Genomic DNA, 19,761 nt, shown 5'->3' with positions numbered 1-19,761 from the left:
ATCCGGCCTACAGGCGGGGCACGGCCGCAAGCAGGCGCTGTGTTTCGCCATGCCGCGGCGCGGCGAGAACGGCTTCGGTGGCGCCCGCTTCGACGATTTTGCCCTGGTGCATGATGGCGATGCGGTCGGACAGATACTCGACCACGCCGAAATTGTGCGTAATGAACAGGTAGGCGATATTGAATTCGAGCTGCAAGGCGCGCAGCAAGTCCAGGATCTGCGCCTGCACGGATACGTCCAGGGCGGACGTGGGCTCGTCGCATATCAGCACCGCCGGCTCCACTGCCAGGGCGCGGGCAATGGCCACGCGCTGGCGCTGGCCGCCGGAGAATTCGTGCGGATAGCGCTGCGCCGTATTCTTGGGCAGGCCTACCCTATCCAGCAGGCTGCGCACCTGCGCCGTCCGGCGGGTCCTGGGGCGGTCGGGCCGCAAGGCAGCAATGCCCTCGTCCAGGATCTCGCCCACCAGCATGCGCGGATCCAGCGAGGCGTAAGGATCCTGGAACACGATCTGTATCGCCTGGCGCAGCTGGCGCAAGCGCGATCCGCGCGCCGTCAGCAGGTCCTGGCCATGAAGATGGGCCTGGCCCCCCACCGCCGCCTGCTTGTCCAGAAGGCGCAGCAGCGCCTTGGCGGTCGTGGTCTTGCCGCAGCCGGACTCGCCCAGCAGAGCCAGCGTCTCGCCGGCGCGCACATCGAAGGACACGTCGTCCACTATCTGGACGGGGTCCGCGGCGCGCCCCCAGAAACCGCCTTTCCTCGAATAGGAGACCGACAGATTCTTGACGACCAGCACGGGGTCGGCGCCCGCCACCTGAGCTTGGCGGGCCGCGGCGTCCGCCTGCGTGGCGGATGTCGCTTCAAAAGACGATGTCGCTCCAAAAGCGTTTGCGCGCTCCGCCGCGGCATCCGGCTCAGCCGCCGACAGGGGCCGGCCGCGCTTGGCGAAAGTGGGTATGGCCGCCAGCAGCTGGCGCGCGTAGGGGTGGCTGGGCGCCGAGAAAAACGTGGCGGCGTCGACCGTTACGACGATCTCGCCGGCGCGCATCAGCGCCACATAGTCCGCCACGTTCTTGACGACCGCCAGGTCGTGGGTGATCAGCAGGATGGCCAGGCCCATTTCTTTCTGGATGTCGGCCAGCAGATCCAGTATCTGCGCCTGCACCGTGACGTCCAGGGCGGTGGTGGGCTCGTCGGCGATCAGCAGGCGGGGCTCGGCCGCCAGCGCGACGGCGATCATGATGCGCTGCTTCTGGCCGCCCGAAAACTGGAAGGGATAATCGTGCAGGCGCCTGTCCGCCTCCGGGATGCCGACCCGCTTCAGCCACCAGGCGGCCCGCTCGGCCAGCGCCTCGCCCCGGTATGGCGTATGCGCGCGCAGCGTTTCGATAAGCTGCTGGCCTATCGTCATGACGGGATTCAGGCTGGTGGAGGGCTCCTGGAAGATGATGCCGACCTGCCCGCCCCGCACGCCGCGCATGCCCTGTTCCGACAGCCCGTTGAGTTCCACCTGCCCCAGGTGGATCTCGCCCGAGACTATCCGGCCGGCTTCGGGCAGCAGGCGCAGCAGGGCCAGCGCCGTCATGCTCTTGCCGCAACCCGATTCGCCCACCAGGGCGAAGGTCTGGCCCCGGGCTATCGCCAATTGCAGGGACTTCACGGCTTCCTGCACGCCGGCGTCGCTGGCTATCTGCACCGACAGATTGCGTATCGATACGACGGTCTCCGGCGAGCCGGAACCGGCGCCCGCGGCTTGTGGCTCAAGTATGTTCATGATGCGCTGTCCTTGAGGGCGAGGCGGCGCGGCCTGAAGCGGCGGGTGCGCGGATCGAAGGCGTCCTGGATGGCGTCGGCGAAGATATTGGCCGACAGCACCAGGGCCAGCAGAAACACGAAAGCCCCCAGCAGATTCCACCAGATCATCGGATCGCGCGACATTTCCAGCCGCGCCATGTCTATCATGGTGCCGAACGAGGGCGTGCTCGGGTCCACGCCTATGCCCAGGTAAGACAGTATCGCCTCGTACAGGACCAGGCCGGAGAACTCCAGCACCATGGTGATGAGCACGATGTGCATGAGGTTGGGCAGCAAGTGGCGGCGCATGATGCGCCAGTGGCCTACGCCGAAGGCGCGCGCCGCCTGCACATACTCGAGCTCGCGCAGCTTGAGGGTTTCGGCCCGCAGCAGGCGGCAAAGGCCCGCCCAGCCGGTCAGGCCCAGTATCAGGCACAGCAGGAACAGGCGCAGGTCGGCGCGCGCCGCCACGGTATCGAACAGGTCCGGATTGTTGTCGATATACACCTGCATCATCAATACGCAGGCGGCGATGAGCAGCACCCCCGGTATGGATGTCAGCGTCGTATAGATGTACTGGATGACGTCGTCGACCTTGCCCTTGAAATAGCCCGCCGCGATGCCGAAGGCAAGCGCGGGCGGCAGCATGGCCACGGTGGTCAGCGTGCCTATCACCAGGGCCGTGCGTATGCTTTTCAGGCACTGCCACAGGACGTCGTTGCCGGTGCGGTCCGTTCCCAGCACGTGATAATTGCCGCCCAGCGCCAGCGCCACGGCGGCCAGCGCCAGGACCATGCTGAACGTGATCCACATGGGGCGCCAGGGGATGCCCGACTCGCCGCGCCACCAGAGCAGCCAGGCATGCCGGAAACCCTCGGCCCGCCGCCTGTGCAGCAAGGTCAGAAGCAAGGCCGACGCCAGGCAGGCCGCCAGGCCGGCCAGGATGCCCCAGGACAGGCGCCTGGATATGTCCCGCCCGCGATCGGCCTCGGCGCGCAGATGCAGCCCGGCATGCTTGAGGCGGGGATAGTCGCGCACGGCCTGGCCGTTGGTCACCACGGTTTCTTTGGTGAACTGCCGCAGGGCCAGCGGCGCCGAATAGGTATTCTCGCGCTTGGCCAATTGGGTAAGCGACAAGAGATCATCCAGCGCGGAGCGCAATGTGGGCGAATAGACGGGCGCCGGCGCGGCGCCAGCCTGCCCGGCGGCCGTCTGCCCGGCGGCCTCGACCGGCGGCAACAGCGGGCGGTAGTGTATGGAGTCCAGCACGCCCAGTGAAACGAAACCGGCCAGCACCACCGCGGCGCACATGGCCGATGGCGTCCTGGCGACGCTTTTCCAGGCGGACTGCAGCGAGGCGCTGCGCCGCACGCGCAGCGCATAAAGCAGCACGGCCAGCACCAGGCAAAAGACGAAGATATCGGTCCACAGGAAAACGAATTTGGGCATAGGCTACTCGAACCGGACCCGGGGGTCAGCCAGGGTATAGGAAATATCGGCCAGGATCAGCCCGACGATATACAGGGCCGAGCCCAGGAAGACCATGGCGCGCACAATGGAGAAATCCTGGGCGTTGATGGCATCTATGGTGTAGCTGCCCAGGCCCGGTATGCCGAAAAACGATTCTGAAATCAGGCTGCCCATGAACAGCAGCGGGATCGCCGAAACCGTGCCGGTCAGTATCGGCAGCAGGGCATTGCGCAATATGTGGCGAAACAGCACGACTCTTTCGGACAGGCCTTTGGCGCGGGCGGTGCGGACATAGTCCTTGCCGGCTTCTTCCAGGAAGAGCGTGCGGTAGAAGCGCGATTCGGCGCCCAGGCGCGACAAGACCGCGACCAGCACGGGCAGGACCAGGAAGCGCAAGCTGCCCCAGCCATCCACATAGCCGGAATACGGCACCCAGCGCAACACCTTGGCGAAAAGCCACTGCCCGGCAATGATGTAGAACAGGCCGGAAATCGACAGCAGCACTACGCACACCACGACGCCGGCGAAATCGAGCCGGGTGCCCTTGAAGAATACCAGCAGCAGGGCGAACGCCACGCAGGCGAACAGGCCGAGAAAAAAGGTGGGCAGGGCCAGCGCCAGGCTGGGGCCCATGCGCTGGCCGATCTCATGGCCTATGTCGCGCCCCTCGTCGGAAAAGCCGAAATCGAAGCGCAGCAGCGGCACCGAGCGGGCAAAGAAAATAGTATCGGTCCACTGCTGCGCGCCGGCGGCCTGCTCGTTGAAGAACAGCGGCTTGTCATAGCCCCGTTCTGTCTTCCACTTTTCTATGGCCGACTGGCTGACGCGCTGCCCGCCTATCGACAGGCGCGCCATGTCGTCGGGCGTGTTCACCGCGAAAAACAGGACGAAGGTCAGCAGGTTCACGCCTATCAGTATCAAGATGCCATACAGCAGGCGGCGTATTACATAGCGCGTCATGGGCGCCTCGCGGTATCGTGATGGGCCAGGGCCGTGGCGCGGTCCCTGCGCCGCGCCGTGCGCCAGGCCAGGTAGGCGCCGAAGGCGAAAACCGCGGCCAGCAGCCACAAGGGCCACCAGCGGGGCGTATTCCATTCCTTGATTTTCTGCGCGCGCAGGGCCGGGTCTATCCGATAGAACTGCAAGGTGTTGCGCACCATTTGCGTCGGCTTGGCGTTGCCCACCCAGGCCTGGTAGGCGCCGCCCGACTTGGGGAAATAGCCGAACATCCAGGGCGCGTCGCGCTGCACGATGGCTATCATCCTGTGCACCAGGGCCGCCTTTTCCGGGCCGTCGTCCAGGAAGCGCATCTGCTCGAAGAGGCGGTCGAACTCGGGATTCTGGTAATTCGAGGCGTTCTCGCCGCCCGTGGCCACCTTGGCATTGGGGCCATAGAGCAGGAAGAGGAAATTCTCGGCGTCCGGGTAGTCGGCGACCCAGCCCCACATGAACATTTGCGCGCTGCCGCTGCGCATCTTGTCCTGGAAACGGTTGTAGTCCGTGGCGCGGACTTCAAGCTCTACGTTGATGGAAGCCAGCTGTCGCCGCATCCAGTCGAGCATGGCGCTCGAGCCCATGCCGCCGGCCGAATCGAAATGCAGTATCAGAGGCTTGCCCGTCCGCGCCTCGCGGCCTTCGGGATAGCCGGCTTCCTTGAGCAGCTGCCGCGCATAATCCAGGGGGCGGCGAACGGCCCGCCCGTCTTCCAGGGTGTAGATCTGGCTGTTGATGCCCTGCGGAAGATCCTGGTAGCCCAGAACCCCGGGCGGCACCGGGCCGTAGGCGACCTGGGCTTCGTCGTTCTCGAAGATGGAAACGTACTGCTCCCAATTGAAGGCGATGCCTACCGCCTGCCTGAGCTTGCGGTTCTTTTCCCGCTGCTCGGGCGTATCGCCCTGCCCCACCACCGGATCGCGCCAGTTGAAGCCCAGGTAATACACTTGCGCCTCGGTCGAGCTGCGCAGCTGGATGCCGTGATCCCGGTACAGCGAGGCCTTCTGCGCTGAGTCTCCCGCCGCGACCCGCATGGCCACTCCGTAGTCGCCGCGATCGGCCTGGGGAATATCGTAATAGCCCTGCAGAAACTTGCCCATCAGCGGCACGCTTTCCTTTTCGAGGGTGAACACTACCTTGTCCACGAATGGCGTGAGCTTGCCGCAGTCGGCCAGCAAACCGGCCGCGGCGTCGCCGGGTTCGCCCTGGCAAGGATAGGGTTCCCCGCGGAAATTGGGGTTGCGCGACAGCACGTGGCGCCGGTTCGGAATGGATGCGCTGAGCATGTAGGGGCCGGTGCCCAGCGGCCAGGTATTGAACGACAGATTGTGCTCGGCCATGCCCGGCTGCTGATAAAAGCGATCGGCCTCCCAGGGGACGGGCGCGGTGAAGGTCATCGCCAGCCAGTATTTGAACTGGGGGTATTTGCCCTTTACCTTGATGCGCAAAGTATGCGGGCCCAGGGCCTGGACGCCGTCGAAGCCGCTCTGGCGCAGGTCCAGCCAGGCCCGGCCGGCTTGCGGCGCCGCCGGAGGCTGGTCCTGCTTCTTCAACTGCTCGCCGTATTCGCGCAAGCCCACGATATGTTCGGCCATGACGCCATAGATGGGCGAGGCCACGCGCGGGCTGGCCAGGCGCCGGAAGGCGTACACATAGTCGTCGGCGAGCAATTCGCGCGTGCCGGTCTCGGGGAAATCGTCGATGCCGAATTTATGCTCGAGTTCGCCGGGCGCCAGCGGCCAGTAGCGGTATCCGCCCGAGGCGCCGCGGGCCAGGGCGGGATGGGGCTGGAATTTTATGCCCGGCTTGATCCGGATGTCGTAGACGCTGACGGCCACTTGCTCGCCCGGCGCATCCTGGGGCAGGCGCTGGCCGGCCTGGTCATAGTAGACCGGGTTGTCTATGGAGGCCGCCGTCTTGGGCACCAGCTTATAAGGCCTGGCCAGGTAATCGTAGCCGTACAGGGGCTCGTATATGGAATAGGTGAACGGCGTTTCGTCGGTCGAATAGGACTTGGCCGGGTCCAGGTATTTGGGCGAGCGCTGCGCGAACGCCGTATACAGGATGTTGTCGCCTTCCCGGCCCTGCGCGTAAGGGCTGTTGACGGGCCCGGGCGAACATCCCGCAAGAAGCGCCACGGCCAGGGCCGGCGCGGCACGCGTCCGCAGCCAGCCTAACACCGCTGCTGCTGCCAGCATTGATAGCGCCATGCCCACGGGCTGACCGGATCGGCCTGCTGCCAGATGCCCAGCCGCGCCTGCCTGGCCTGCCGCTCGAGCGCGGGCAGCGCCGGGTCGCGCATGAACTTGCCGCGGCCTTCCATATTGGCCCAGGCCATTCCCGCCGCCACCTGCTTGCGGCTGGCCGTCGCGCCGCCGCCCAGGGGCACATCGCACACATTGCGGTCGTAGCGGTCGCGCTCATAACAGTTCAGCGTGACCGCCTTGCCCGCGATCAATGCCGCCAGCGCGTCTTTGGAAGCCTGGGCATGCGGCTGCCCCGGGCGCTCGCGGTCCTTGGTGACTTCGGGGGCGTCGATGCTGGCCATGCGCACCCGCTGCTGCCTGCCGCCGGCCAGCAAAGTGAAGGTATCGCCATCGGCAACGCGGACCACGCGGCCGGCCAGCGTGTAGCCCGCCGCCGATGGCTGGCCTCCCGCCACCGGCTTGGCGGCAAGGTCGGATTCCAGGGCGGTAAACGCCCCCAGGCCGGCCAGCGCCACAACCGCCGCGAGCGTCGCCAGCCTGGACCAGCGCCTGGCCATCAGGGCGGCCGCGGCCCTGCGCAGCAATACGTTCAAAACACTATTCACTCGATCCCCGAAGCAATGCAATGACTATGACTGGCCGCGACAACCGGCCAGGCCCAGCGATTATATGGGCTTTGCCGCCGCCCGCGACAGGCGGTTAATCCCTGATGCGGCAAACCGGCGGGACGGCAGTCATTCCGGCCAGGCCCGTTCGAGCACGCTGTACAAGGCCAAGGGCGTCGCGCTGGCTCCGTATACATGCCCGCCGGACCTGCCAAAGCGGCTTTGCACAAAGGCATCGGCCAGCACCTGCGGCGCATGCCGCCGCAGCAGGCCGGCCTGTACCAATAGCACCAGTTCCTGCGCGACATAGCGCGCCGCGGATTCGAGCGTGGGCTCCCCCGAAGCCAGCAGCCCGAGCAGGCTTTGCGCGCGCTGTTCCAGCAAGGGCTCGCCGGCGCAGTCCTGTTCCAGGCTGGCCTGCAGGGCGTGGGCCAGTTCGGGATGCCGCTTCAAGGCGCGCAATACATCCAGGCACATGACATTGCCCGAGCCTTCCCATATGGAATTGACCGGCGCCTCGCGATACAGCCGGGCCATGGGGCCGTCTTCAATATAGCCGTTCCCGCCCCATACTTCCATGCATTCGCCCATCGCCTCGACCGTGCGCTTGCATACCCAGAACTTCGCCGCGGGCGTCAGGATGCGGCGGTAGGCGAGATCCAGGAGATCGTCCGAGGCATCGAAAGCGCGCGCCAGGCGCAGGGCCAGCGCCGTGGCGGCCTCGCTTTCGAGCGCCAGGTCCATCAGCACGCTCTGCATCAGCGGCTGCCGGATCAAGGGCTGGCCGAAGGCAATGCGATGGCGGGCGTGATGCATGGCCTGGACCAGCCCCTGGCGCAACAGCGCCGTGCTCCCCAGCACGCAATCGAGGCGGGTATACGAGGCCATTTCCACCAGCGTCGCAATGCCGCGCCCCTCTTGCCCGATCAGCACGCCCACGGCGTCATCGAACTCGACCTCCACGCTGGCGTTCGAGCTGTTGCCCAGTTTGTTCTTGATGCGCTGAATATGCACGGCGTTCTTGCTGCCGTCGTCCAGCCAGCGCGGCACGTAGAAGCAGGAAAAGGCCTCGTCATGGCGCGCCAGCACCAAGTGGGCGTCCGACATGGGCGAAGAAAGAAACCACTTGTGCCCGACGAGCCGGTAGGCGGCGCCGCGCCCGCCCGCATCCAGGGGAATTGCCCGCGTCGTGTTGCTGCGCAGATCGGAGCCCCCCTGCTTTTCGGTCAGGCCCATGCCTATCATCATGGACGTCTTGCGCGACAAGGGGGCATCGCGCTCGTCGTATTGCAGGGAATAAAGATGATGCGCGACGGAATCAAACCAGGGCTCCTGCTGCAGCAAGGGTATGGCCGCCGAGGTCATGGTCGTGGGGCACAAAGAGCCCGCCTCGACCTGGCCATGCAGGAGATAGGCGGCGGCGCGCGCCACGTGGGCGCCCGCGCGCGGCGCGGACCAGGCGCTGCAGTGCATGCCTTGCAGGAACGCCATGCGCAGGTAGCGGTGCCAGCCGGGATGGAAGCGCACCCTGTCGACGCGGCGGCCCTGCCGGTCGAAGGTTTCGAGCTCGGGCTTGTAGCGGTTGACATCGTGCGCCAGCGCAAAGGTTTCCCGCAGGCCCAGGCGCACGCCATAATGCGCCAGCGATTCGCTGTGCCATTGCGCCCCTTCGCGCTTGACGCCCTCCTGCAAGGCCAGGTCGCTGGCATACAAGTTGTAGTCGCCCAGTTCGGGCACCTGGTTGGTCACTTCATGCGTCGTTGCGCTCATGATGCCATCTCCCCGTATCGCCGCAGCGATTCATAGCCAGTTGGATTTCCTGAACTTCCAGTACAGCACAGCGCAAGCGGCGAAGGTAAGGCCCATGACCGCCGGATAGCCATAGGCCCAGTCCAGTTCCGGCATGTATTTGAAGTTCATGCCGTAGACGCCCGCCACGGCGGTAGGCACCGCCAGGATCGCGGCCCAGGCCGCGAGCTTCTTGGTCGTGTCGGTTTGCTGTGACTGCCCTATCATGAGGCTGGCTTCAAACGCAAAGGCCAGGGCTTCGCGCAGGCTGTTGATGAATTCGTTGGCGCGCACCACCCGGTCGGCCACCTCGCCGAAATAGGCGCGGCTTTCGGCGTCGATATTGCGCATTTCGACGCGCGCCAGCCGCCGGCAGATTTCCGCCATGGGCGCGATCGCCGTATGGATGCGCAGCAAATCGCGGCGCTGGCGGTACAGGCGCCGCACATCGGTTTCGCGAAACCCGCGCAGCAGGAACTGCTGCTCCACCCCTTCGACCACCGCCTCGAGCTTGCCCAGGGCGGCAAGGTAGCGGTCGACCAGCAAATCCAGCAGGGCGGATGCCACATAGTCCGCGCCGCGGCCCAGGAACTCCGGCGAGTTTTCCAATTGGTCGCGCAACTCCACATGCGTGGCCGTGGCGCCGCGCCGTATGGTGACCAGGAAACCCCTGCCTATCAGGATCTGGGTGTCGCCGAAGCTGGGCCGCAGGTTGTCCACTTCCACCGTGATCGCGACGATGAGCGTGAGCTTTTCATATTCGACGACCTTGGGGCGCCGATGCGGGGAGATGATCTCTTCGATAGCCTTGCGCGAGAACCCCAGGTCGGCCCCCAATTGCTCCAGCTGGGCAGCGGCGGGTTCCTTGAGGCCTATCCATAGCAGGCCGTCCTGATCTTGCGCGTGCGCCGCCACCTGCCCCAGCGGCACCTGCACGGGATCATGGCCGGCGCGATACAAGACCGAAGCCACCACCGTGGCGTCGATTGAGCGGTCGTCCCTGTCAGCTATGGCCATACCAGCATTTTCCCTGTGTTGAGTTGCAAGGCGAGGGGGCGCTGTTTGCCTTGGGAGCGGCCCGGCGGCAAAAAATACCCCGAATCGATCATATCACCAGGCGCCGCGTCCACTGCGTGAACTTCTCGCGCGCCAACTGCCCGCCACGAGCGGCCGCGGCTGTTAAAGTATCAATTCATAACCTCAGCCCATGACTTACTGGACCTATCATGATCCGCGATCCCGAAACCCAGGCCTTGCTCGAGGAAGGCGTACGCCGCTTCGTGCAGGAAGCGTTAGTCCCGCGTGAAGACGAAGTCGCGGAAACCGACCGGATTCCCGCCGACATCGTTGCCCAAATGAAGGAAATAGGCCTGTTCGGCCTGTCGCTGCCGGAAGAGTACGGCGGCCTGGGCGTCACCATGGAAGAAGAGGTCCGGATCGCCTTCGAGCTGGGGCAGACGTCGCCGGCGTTCCGCTCCCTGATCGGCACCAATAATGGCATAGGCGCCATGGGCATCTACCTGGACGGCACCGATGAACAGAAACAGGCCTACCTTCCGAGCCTGGCCAGCGGCGATCTGATCGGATCCTTCGCCCTGACCGAGCCCGAGGCCGGTTCGGATGCCGGCGCGCTGAAGACCACCGCGGTTCGCGACGGCGACCACTACATACTGAACGGCACCAAGCGCTTCATCACCAATGCCCCCGAAGCGGGCCTGTTCACCGTCATGGCGCGCACCGACCCCGGCATCAAGGGCGCGGCCGGCATCTCGGCCTTCATCGTCGAAGCCGGCACGCCCGGATTGTCCCTGGGGAAAATAGACAAGAAAATGGGCCAGAAAGGCGCGCATACCTGCGACGTCATATTCGAGGATTGCAAAGTGCCCGCCGCGAACCTGATCGGCAACCGCGAAGGCGTGGGCTTCAAGACCGCCATGAAAGTGCTGGACAAGGGGCGCCTGCACATTGCCGCCGTCGCCATAGGCGCGGCCAAGCGCATGCTGCGCGACGCCCTGGGTTTCGCCATGAACCGCAAGCAGTTCGGCCAGCCCATCAGCGACTTCCAACTGGTGCAAGGCATGCTGGCCGATTCCAAGACCGAGATCTATGCCGCCGAATGCATGGTCATCGACGCGGCGCGCAAGCGCGACGAAGGCAAGGATGTATCGATCGAGGCGTCATGCGCCAAATATTTTTCCACCGAAATGTGCGGCCGCGTGGCCGATCGCGCCGTTCAGATACACGGCGGCTCGGGCTATGTCAGCGACTACGCCATTGAACGCTTCTACCGCGATGTGCGCCTGTTCCGCCTGTACGAAGGCACATCGCAGGTGCAGCAAGTCATCATCGCGCGCGGCCTCATCCGCGGCGCCGCCATCTAGGAGCTTCCCATGACCGACCGCCAACTTGTCATCGTGGCTTCCCTGACGCTGCTGGTGGGCGTCGGCGCCGGGGCCTTCGGCGCCCACGGGCTCAAGCGCCTGATTTCCCCCGACCTGCTTGCCGTCTGGCAAACCGCCGTGCTGTATCAACTGGTCCATGGGCTGGGAATGCTGGCGATAGCCGCCCTGGCGGGCAGGTTCGGATCGGCGCTGCTCAGCGGCGCCGGCAGCCTGATGTTCGCCGGCATCGTCATCTTCAGCGGCAGCCTGTATGTGCTGGCGCTGACGGGCAGCAAATGGCTGGGCGCCGTCACGCCCATAGGCGGCCTGGCATTCCTCGCGGCCTGGGGCATGGTGGCGCTGGCCGCCTATCGCGCGGCCTAGCGAGGCTGTCCGGCGGGCCGCGCACAGAGGCCGCCGGCGCCCAGTCCGCCAGAAATTAGCAAAACTACAAAAAAAATCGGGCCAAAGCCTTGCCTGCCAATCCGGACAGCCAGGCTGATGATCATTTGACCGGCCTGGCAATTCCATGCATGTCCACAGCCCTACAGCAAATGGCCAGGACAGCCATGCCAGAGCGGCCGTGGCCTTGCGCGGGGCGATTGAATAATCCATGTAGTTAAACTACAATGAAAACGCAGCCCTTCTGCATCCTTTCTTCAGGATACGCATCATGGCACTGAACGCCGTCGTCCAAGCCGTTACCGACCGCATCGCGGCCCGCAGCCAGACAACCCGGGGCCGCTATCTGGCGCGCACCCGCGCCGCCTACGGGAAAAAGACCGAACGCAGCCAGCTGGGCTGCACCAATCTCGCGCATGCCTTCGCCGCCATGCCGGAACAGGAAAAGCTGCGGCTGAAGCAAGCCTCCCGTCCCAACCTGGCCATCGTCTCGTCATACAACGACATGCTCTCGGCCCACCAGCCGCTGGCGGCCTACCCCGCAATCATCAAGCAGGCGGCCTTCGCCGCCGGCGCGACCGCGCAGTTCGCCGGCGGCGTGCCGGCCATGTGCGACGGCGTGACGCAGGGCGAAACCGGCATGGAACTGAGCCTGTTCTCGCGCGACGTGATCGCCATGGCCACGGCCATCGCCCTGAGCCATCAGATGTTCGATGCGGCCGTATACCTGGGCGTGTGCGACAAGATCGTGCCCGGCCTGTTGATAGGCGCGCTGAGCTTCGGCCACCTGCCCGCCGTATTCGTGCCGGCCGGCCCCATGAGCACCGGCATATCGAACAGCGACAAGGCCCATACCCGGCAGTTGTTCGCGCAAGGCAAGGTGGGCCGCGCCGAATTGCTGGAATCCGAATCGCAGTCCTATCACGGCCCCGGCACCTGTACGTTCTACGGCACCGCCAATTCCAACCAGATGCTCATGGAGATCATGGGCCTGCATTTGCCCGGCGCCGCCTTCGTGCCGCCCAACACGGCATTGCGCGAGGCCCTGACCCGCGCCGCCGCCCAGCGCGCCATACAGCTGGGCGCGCAGGGCGAGGAATTCACTCCGGTGGCCGAAGTCATCAGCGAAAAAGCCATCGTCAACGGCATCGTCGGCCTGCTGGCCACCGGCGGTTCCACCAACCATACCCTGCATCTCGTCGCCATCGCCCAGGCGGCCGGTATCGCCATCAACTGGGATGACTTCTCGGACCTGTCGGCCGTCGTTCCGCTGCTGGCCCGCGTCTATCCCAACGGCGGCGCCGACGTCAACCATTTCCACGCCGCCGGCGGCATAGGACTGGTGATCGCCGAATTGCTCAAAGCCGGCCTGCTGCATGCCGATGTGAAAACCGCCGCCGGCTTGGGGCTGGAACACTATGCGCAGGAACCTTATCTGGCCGACGGCAAGCTGGCCTGGAGGCCGGCCGCGGCGATATCGCTGGACAGCAATGTCATACGGCCGGCCAGCGATCCTTTCAGCCCCGACGGCGGCCTCAAACTGCTGCGGGGCAATCTTGGCCGCGCCATGATCAAGGTATCCGCCGTCAAGCCGGAACACCGCGTCGTGCAGGCGCCGGCGCTGGTATTCCACAGCCAGGACGATATGCTGGCGGCCTACCAAAGAGGCGAGCTGGCGCGGGATTTCGTCGCGGTGCTGCGCTACCAGGGGCCGGGGGCCAATGGCATGCCCGAACTGCACAAGCTCACGCCTGCCCTGTCGGTATTGCAGGACCAGGGCTTCCAGGTGGCGCTGGTCACCGACGGCCGCATGTCCGGCGCATCCGGCAAGGTGCCCGCCGCCATACACGTCAGCCCGGAGGCGCTGGCCGGCGGGCCGCTGGCCCTGGTCCGGAACGGCGATATCATAAGGCTGGATGCCGGCACCGGTGTACTCTGCGTCCTGGAGCCCGCCGATTGGCTGGAACGGCCGGCAAGCCAGGCCGATATCGAAGAGCATGCCGCCGGCTTCGGCCGGGAACTCTTCGCCTCGGCGCGCAGCCACGCCAGCATGGCGGAAATGGGCGCCACCACTTTTCAACACCCCGACTGGGCCTTCCAGCGCCAAGCAAGGGCCCGCCACAGCGAGAAACCATGAACGCTCTTGAACTCCTGCAACAAAGTCCCGTCATGCCGGTGATCGTCATCAAAGATCTGGATGCGGCCGTCGACCTTGCGCGCGCCCTGGTGGCGGGCGGCGTGCGCAGCCTGGAAATCACCCTGCGCTCGGATGCGGCCCTGCAGGCCATCAGCCTGATCGGCCAAGCCGTCCCCGAAGCGCTGGTGGGCGTGGGCACAGTGCGCAGCGCCCGGCAATTGGACGCCGCCATCGAGGCCGGCGCGCGCTTTGCCGTCAGCCCCGGCCTGACGCCGGACATCGCCCGGGCCGCGAGCCAGGCCGGCATCCCCTTCCTGCCGGGCATTGCCACCCCGTCCGAATCCATGTATGCGGCCGATCAGGGTTTCGTCGTGCAAAAGCTGTTTCCGGCCGAAGCCGTAGGAGGCGTGGCGCTGCTCAAGGCGCTCTATGGCCCTCTGCCCGACATCGTGTTTTGCCCCACAGGCGGCATCAACGCCGCGAATGCCGCGCAGTACCTCGCCCTGCCCAATGTGAAATGCGTGGGCGGATCCTGGCTGACTCCCGATTCGGCCGTAGCCGCCAAAGACTGGAACGCCATCACCGAGTTGGCGCGGCAGGCCTGCCTGCTTCTGAAGCCGTGAACGCTATCGCGCTTGGGCCGCCACCGGCACGAAGACATAACCCAGCCCCCGTACCGTCTGAATGCATTGCATTTCTTCGTGTGGAAAAATCTATATACCTACGAATATCGTTATAATAAAGACATGAAAGGTGAAATCTACGCAGACCGTTTTGCAGCACTTGGCCATATCAATCGCCTGGAAATCTTCCAGACGCTGGTGAAGGCCGGTTCCGAGGGGATGGCGATTGGCGAGATCGCATCGATGCTCGATATCCCAGCGTCCACCTTAAGCTTTCACTTGCGTGAACTGGTTCGCTCGAAGCTTGTAACTCAAAAAAAAGAGGGCCGAACAATCACTTGTGTGGCGAACTTTGATGCGCTCAACGAGCTGCTGACCTTTGTTAAGAAAGACTGCTGCAAGGGTGTGACGCTCCCGGTGTTCTCTTCCTAAAAGCCCCGCGCCGACCCTCACCTCACTGTTTGTGTGCTGCCTACAGAGCCCTTCCATGCGTTGTAAAGAAAAGCGATTTCGCTGGTCTTATTTCGATTTAAATAACTATAAAACTAGTATTATGGTTTAATTATATTGCGCTGATCACAGCACGACTCTGAGGCTGTAATCAACTCGCATCGGAAATCGCGAAAATAAAGGAACTGAGACATGAAACCCTTCCACATCTTCCTGGCGATCTGCGTCGCCACCATCTGGGGCCTGGCTTACGTAGCGACCAAGATCGCACTTGGAAGTTTTTCGCCGCCTCAGCTAACCGCGCTGCGATTCCTCATCGCGTGTACCCCAGTTTTGCTGCTGCCTCGACCTAACGTACCGGTCCATATGCTGGTTGCCATCGGTTTGACCATGTTCACCGGCCAGTTTCTGCTCCAGTTCTTCGGCATCGCCAATGGCATGCCCCCTGGGCTCGCATCAGTAGTCAGCCAGACCCAAGGCATGTTCACTGTAATGCTGGCAATGCTTGTGCTCAAAGAGCGCCCCACAGCTCGCCAGTTGATCGGGATGATCTCCGGATTGGTGGGCTTGGCCATGATCGGCCTGACAGTCGGCAACGGGCTGACCATCGTCGGACTATTGTTGGTTCTGGCTTCTGCCCTCAGCTGGAGCATTGGAAATGTCCTTCTGAAGCGCCTTCCGCCGGTGGACATGCTCCATCTAATGGTCTGGATGAGCCTGGTGCCGCCGCTTCCTGCCTTGGCCATTTCCGGGATGACGGAGGGGTTGAGCGCTCTGCCACTCGCTTTGATGACAGCTCCGTGGCAAGCCATTGCGTCTACGCTGTACCTGGGCGTGGTGGCCACAGTGCTTGCGTACGCCATATGGGGCAAGTTGCTGCGAACATATACAGCTGCCGCGGTAACGCCCTTTGCGCTGCTCGCCCCTTGCGTTGGTGCTGTTTCGTCGGCGCTGGTCTTCGGCGAACAATTTACGAATTTGCGCCTTGCGGGCATGGCCGCCATCCTCGTTGGCCTGGCCATCGTTGTCGTGCCTTTGGACAAGCTCGCCACCGTCTGCTTGCCTAGGCTCCGAACGGGCAAAAACACTGAGATAAAAGTTTCGAAGCAGTCTTGAGCTGTATGGAGGCTGCACTGTTGAGCCGTTAAAGCAGATCATCTTATTCAAAGTCCTGGCATAGTGATTGCGATTATTTTATATTTCGACTATAGTTGAAATATGGAAACAGAGAAAGCACTTGAGGCGCTTGCCGCCCTGGCTCATTCGATTCGCCTATCGGTCTTTCGCCTCTTGGTGCAAGCTGGGCCAGAGGGACTGCCGGCAGGCCGTATCGCTGAGTTGATAGAGATACCAGCCTCCTCATTGTCATTTCATCTGAAGGAACTACACCGGGCAGGATTGCTCGCCAGCCGTCAAGATGGGCGGTCCATCATTTATTCGGCGCGCTACCAGACGATGAATGATCTGCTTGGCTACCTCACGGAGAACTGCTGCGGCGGCAATCCGTGCTCTCCCTTAAGCAACTGTGACACCACCTTGGAGTCCTCATCATGAAACGCTTTCATGTTCATGTCACCGTAGCCGATCTTTCAGCCAGTATCGGCTACTACTCAGCGCTCTTCGCAGCCGAACCCACTATCCTGAAATCCGACTATGCGAAGTGGGCACTCGAGGATCCGCAGGTGAATTTTGCCATTTCGTCCCTGGGCGCAGTGCCTGCCAAGCTCGGTGTCGACCACCTTGGTATTCAGGTGGAAACCGATGAGGAACTGGCAGAAATCCAAGAACGCCTGGTAGGCGCGAGCCTGCCCATGCAGGAGCAAAACGATACAACCTGCTGTTATGCCAAGTCTGATAAGTACTGGTCTATCGACCCCCAAGGCGTCGCCTGGGAGTCATTCCACACGCGGGAAAGCGCACCTACTTATGGCCAATCCCGCCAGGCTACAGACAATGGAGCCGCGTGCTGCGCACCTGAACCAGGCTCCGTCGCTACGCCGCCCAAAGCAGAAAAAGCATGCTGTAAGCCCGGCTCGTCTTGTTGCTAACCCCCGATTAGCTAAAACCCTTGTGACTTCAAATTGATAATCCACCATGTCTGATAAAACTTTCAATGTACTAGTGCTTTGCACTGGTAATTCAGCGCGAAGCATCATGGCCGAAGCGCTTTTCAATGTGCTGGGCAAAGGACGCTTTCGCGCCTTTAGCGCTGGCAGCCAGCCGACGGGCAAGGTGAACCCCTTCGCGGTGGAGCGATGCGAGGCGATTGGCTACGACGTTTCGGCCCTGCGCAGCAAAGGTTGGGATGAGTTTGCCACGCCCAACGCGCCAAAAATGGACTTTATTCTGACGGTTTGCGACCAGGCAGCGGGCGAAACCTGCCCTGTATGGCCAGGCAAACCCATCACAGCGCACCGGGGATTTCAAGATCCAACCGCGTTCGAGGGAAATGATGAGAAAAAGCGTGCGCTTTTCAATAAAATCTTCCGGCAAATCATGGCGCGCGTCAGCCAGTTTGTGAACCTGCCGCTGCATGCTCTTGATCGCAACGCCATTCAGACGGAAATGCGGGCGATTGGTCGGCAACACGTGGAGCCCGGGGAATGACTTCGGTGACACAAGTGGCCGCGGTATCACAGGGCGGGGGCATTAGTTTCTTTGAACGCTACCTTACCGTTTGGGTGGTCCTGTGTATCGTTGCTGGTATTTTGTTAGGCCAGTCGATGCCAGGCGTGTTTCAAGGCATCGCCGCGCTAGAGGTGGCACAAGTCAATCTGCCGGTAGGCCTGTTGATCTGGGTCATGATCATTCCTATGCTGATCAAGATTGATTTCGGCGCAATGGGACAGGTGACACGCCACTGGCGCGGCATGGGCGTGACACTATTCGTAAACTGGCTCGTCAAGCCCTTTTCCATGGCGTTGCTGGCCTGGATTTTCGTGCGTCATTTATTTGCTGGATGGTTACCTGCTGATCAGCTCGACAGCTACGTGGCAGGGCTGATTCTGCTGGCTGCCGCGCCCTGCACCGCAATGGTCTTTGTCTGGTCGCAGCTGTGCAAGGGCGATCCGTATTTCACACTATCGCAAGTAGCGTTGAACGATGCCATCATGATCGTGGCGTTCGCGCCTGTCGTTGCGCTGCTGCTCGGGTTATCCTCGATCTCGGTGCCGTGGGATACCCTCATCACTTCCGTAGCGCTGTACATCATTGTTCCGGTCCTAATCGCTCAGGCCATACGTAAGCTGTTGCTTGCCAGGGGCGAAGCGATGTATCGGCGCGTAGTCGGCGCATTGGGCCCATACTCCATTGCCGCGCTTCTGGCCACGCTCGTTCTGCTGTTCGGCTTCCAGGGCAATGCCATTGCTGAAAAGCCACTGATTATTCTTTTGCTGGCTATCCCGATTCTGATTCAGGTCGTGCTGAACTCGGGTCTGGCCTATTACCTGAATCGCCGGTTTGGCGTAGCCCATTGTGTGGCGGGGCCATCCGCCTTGATCGGTGCCAGCAATTTCTTCGAACTGGCCGTAGCCACGGCGATCAGCCTGTTCGGTTTCCAATCGGGCGCCGCGCTCGCCACCGTGGTCGGCGTGCTCATTGAAGTGCCCATCATGCTGGTCGTGGTTCGCGTCGTAAATCGTTCAAAGGGTTGGTATGAAGCAAAGGCAAACTAAGGACACAAAATGTCAATAGCTATCTATCACAATCCCGCCTGCGGCACATCCCGCAACACGCTGGCCATGATTCGCAATGCGGGCATTGAACCGCAGATAATCGAGTACCTAAGTGTGCCGCCGACGCGCGCTGAGCTGCAACACATGATTCGCCAGGCAGGACTAACGGTACGCCAGGCGATCCGGGAAAAGGATACGCCCTATGCGGAGCTCGGCCTGGATAATCTCGATCTGACAGACAATCAGTTATTGGATGCCATGCTGGCTCACCCTATCCTGATTAATCGTCCGTTCGTTATCACAGAGCTTGGGGTGCGCCTATGCCGGCCATCAGAAGTCGTGCTCGACATTCTGCCTGCACCCCAGCAAGGAGCTTTCATTAAGGAAGATGGTGAAGTGATGATCGACGCAAACGGCCGGAGGGTCGACGGATGAAGGAAACATTGCCTAACGTTGTACCGTCGGTGCTGGATACGCCTGACTTGGGAAAGTTGGAGCCGACGCGGCCTAGCCAGCATCCCCCTCGCATTCTGTTGTTGTATGGTTCGCTTCGTGCCACCTCATACAGTCGGCTGCTCACTTTGGAGGCGGAGCGCATCTTGCAGCTGTTCGGAGCCGAAACCCGCATTTTCGACCCGCATGGCTTACCGGTTACCGATAGCGTACCCGCCGACCATCCCAAGGTCGTTGAGCTTCGAAAGCTGTCCGAATGGTCCGAGGGTCAAGTCTGGTGCAGCCCCGAGCGGCATGGCACGTTAACCGCCGCCTTTAAAAACCAAATCGACTGGCTGCCATTGGAAAGTGGTGGTGTTCGCCCCACGCAAGGCCGCACGCTTGCTGTAATGCAGGTTTGTGGCGGCTCGCAGTCGTTCAACGCCGTTAATGCGTTGCGGATTCTGGGGCGTTGGATGCGGATGGTCACCATCCCGAATCAATCTTCAGTGCCCAAGGCATATCAGGAGTTTGACGCACATGGCCGGATGAAGGCATCTTCGTACTACGATCGCGTCGTGGACGTCATGGAAGAGCTGTACAAGTTCACACTGCTGATTCGCGATCGTTCCGACTATCTGACTGACCGGTATAGTGAGCGCAAGGAAGCTGCCCCGCAAGTGGCATCAACGCTTATCGCAGCCGCTATGAGCCACGAGCCGGCCGGCATACTCGGTGATACCGACAGCGGCGAGGCCGAGTAACCCTAAAGCGTCAAGAGGCAGAAATGGCCGCGCGGCTATTG

19 protein-coding genes are annotated in these 19,761 nt (G+C 62.7%); 12 read left to right on the top strand and 7 right to left on the bottom strand.

The features are described from left to right. Window positions 1–7 precede the first annotated feature (7 nt). From BUB23_RS21140 to BUB23_RS21110, 7 genes are all read right to left on the bottom strand, one after another. A complete protein-coding gene (locus BUB23_RS21140) occupies window positions 8–1,774 on the bottom strand; it encodes an ABC transporter ATP-binding protein (protein WP_073107439.1) in 1,767 nt (588 codons plus the stop codon). Beyond that, complete coding sequence (locus BUB23_RS21135) at window positions 1,771–3,243, bottom strand: ABC transporter permease (RefSeq protein WP_073107434.1); 1,473 nt, start codon at window positions 3,241–3,243, stop codon at window positions 1,771–1,773. The genes BUB23_RS21140 and BUB23_RS21135 overlap by 4 nt, the downstream gene beginning before the upstream one ends. 3 nt (window positions 3,244–3,246) lie before the next feature. Continuing rightward, window positions 3,247–4,224 (bottom strand): ABC transporter permease, encoded by a 978-nt coding sequence (locus BUB23_RS21130; RefSeq protein ID WP_073107431.1) that lies wholly within the window; start codon window positions 4,222–4,224, stop codon window positions 3,247–3,249. Next, window positions 4,221–6,455 (bottom strand): ABC transporter substrate-binding protein, encoded by a 2,235-nt coding sequence (locus BUB23_RS21125; protein WP_143161071.1) that lies wholly within the window; start codon window positions 6,453–6,455, stop codon window positions 4,221–4,223. The genes BUB23_RS21130 and BUB23_RS21125 overlap by 4 nt, the downstream gene beginning before the upstream one ends. Further along, the gene (locus BUB23_RS21120) at window positions 6,431–7,069 is read right to left on the bottom strand and encodes a thermonuclease family protein (protein WP_084136178.1); all 639 of its coding nucleotides are present in this window, start codon (window positions 7,067–7,069) and stop codon (window positions 6,431–6,433) included. Before BUB23_RS21120 ends, BUB23_RS21125 begins: the two co-directional genes overlap by 25 nt. A gap of 129 nt (window positions 7,070–7,198) precedes the next feature. Next, complete coding sequence (locus tag BUB23_RS21115; protein ID WP_073107426.1) at window positions 7,199–8,839, bottom strand: isovaleryl-CoA dehydrogenase; 1,641 nt, start codon at window positions 8,837–8,839, stop codon at window positions 7,199–7,201. A gap of 30 nt (window positions 8,840–8,869) precedes the next feature. Further along, window positions 8,870–9,874, bottom strand: coding sequence for a magnesium and cobalt transport protein CorA (locus BUB23_RS21110; protein WP_073107424.1), 1,005 nt, complete (start codon window positions 9,872–9,874; stop codon window positions 8,870–8,872). Between the two features lie 209 nt (window positions 9,875–10,083). Between BUB23_RS21110 and BUB23_RS21105 the strand changes: the two genes are divergently transcribed. From BUB23_RS21105 to arsH, 12 genes are all read left to right on the top strand, one after another. Beyond that, entirely contained in the window at window positions 10,084–11,238 is a 1,155-nt protein-coding gene (locus BUB23_RS21105) for an acyl-CoA dehydrogenase family protein (protein ID WP_073107421.1), read from the top strand. A gap of 9 nt (window positions 11,239–11,247) precedes the next feature. Next, window positions 11,248–11,622, top strand: coding sequence for a DUF423 domain-containing protein (locus BUB23_RS21100; RefSeq protein ID WP_073107419.1), 375 nt, complete (start codon window positions 11,248–11,250; stop codon window positions 11,620–11,622). A 289-nt stretch (window positions 11,623–11,911) separates the two neighbouring features. Then, a complete protein-coding gene (gene edd / locus BUB23_RS21095; RefSeq protein WP_073107416.1) occupies window positions 11,912–13,777 on the top strand; it encodes a phosphogluconate dehydratase in 1,866 nt (621 codons plus the stop codon). Next, window positions 13,774–14,400: a bifunctional 4-hydroxy-2-oxoglutarate aldolase/2-dehydro-3-deoxy-phosphogluconate aldolase gene (locus BUB23_RS21090; protein ID WP_073107414.1), complete on the top strand. Its 627-nt coding sequence runs from the start codon at window positions 13,774–13,776 to the stop codon at window positions 14,398–14,400. Before edd ends, BUB23_RS21090 begins: the two co-directional genes overlap by 4 nt. Before the next feature lie 123 nt (window positions 14,401–14,523). Next, a complete protein-coding gene (locus BUB23_RS21085) occupies window positions 14,524–14,832 on the top strand; it encodes an ArsR/SmtB family transcription factor (protein ID WP_073107547.1) in 309 nt (102 codons plus the stop codon). 210 nt (window positions 14,833–15,042) lie between these two features. Then, entirely contained in the window at window positions 15,043–15,966 is a 924-nt protein-coding gene (locus BUB23_RS21080; RefSeq protein ID WP_073107412.1) for an EamA family transporter, read from the top strand. Between the two features lie 102 nt (window positions 15,967–16,068). Beyond that, a complete protein-coding gene (locus BUB23_RS21075; RefSeq protein WP_073107410.1) occupies window positions 16,069–16,404 on the top strand; it encodes an ArsR/SmtB family transcription factor in 336 nt (111 codons plus the stop codon). Continuing rightward, window positions 16,401–16,898: an ArsI/CadI family heavy metal resistance metalloenzyme gene (locus BUB23_RS21070; protein ID WP_073107407.1), complete on the top strand. Its 498-nt coding sequence runs from the start codon at window positions 16,401–16,403 to the stop codon at window positions 16,896–16,898. The genes BUB23_RS21075 and BUB23_RS21070 overlap by 4 nt, the downstream gene beginning before the upstream one ends. Window positions 16,899–16,944: 46 nt before the next feature. Further along, a complete protein-coding gene (locus tag BUB23_RS21065; RefSeq protein ID WP_073107405.1) occupies window positions 16,945–17,457 on the top strand; it encodes an arsenate reductase ArsC in 513 nt (170 codons plus the stop codon). Further along, complete coding sequence (arsB, locus tag BUB23_RS21060; RefSeq protein ID WP_073107402.1) at window positions 17,454–18,524, top strand: ACR3 family arsenite efflux transporter; 1,071 nt, start codon at window positions 17,454–17,456, stop codon at window positions 18,522–18,524. The genes BUB23_RS21065 and arsB overlap by 4 nt, the downstream gene beginning before the upstream one ends. A gap of 9 nt (window positions 18,525–18,533) precedes the next feature. Beyond that, entirely contained in the window at window positions 18,534–18,959 is a 426-nt protein-coding gene (gene arsC / locus BUB23_RS21055) for an arsenate reductase (glutaredoxin) (RefSeq protein ID WP_073107399.1), read from the top strand. Next, window positions 18,956–19,720 (top strand): arsenical resistance protein ArsH, encoded by a 765-nt coding sequence (arsH, locus tag BUB23_RS21050; RefSeq protein ID WP_073107396.1) that lies wholly within the window; start codon window positions 18,956–18,958, stop codon window positions 19,718–19,720. The genes arsC and arsH overlap by 4 nt, the downstream gene beginning before the upstream one ends. Window positions 19,721–19,761: the final 41 nt, after the last annotated feature.

Source organism: Pollutimonas bauzanensis, from assembly GCF_900129885.1.
GTDB classification, from domain to species: Bacteria; Pseudomonadota; Gammaproteobacteria; order Burkholderiales; family Burkholderiaceae_B; genus Pollutimonas; species Pollutimonas bauzanensis.
This window is presented reverse-complemented; position numbering and strand designations above follow the sequence as displayed.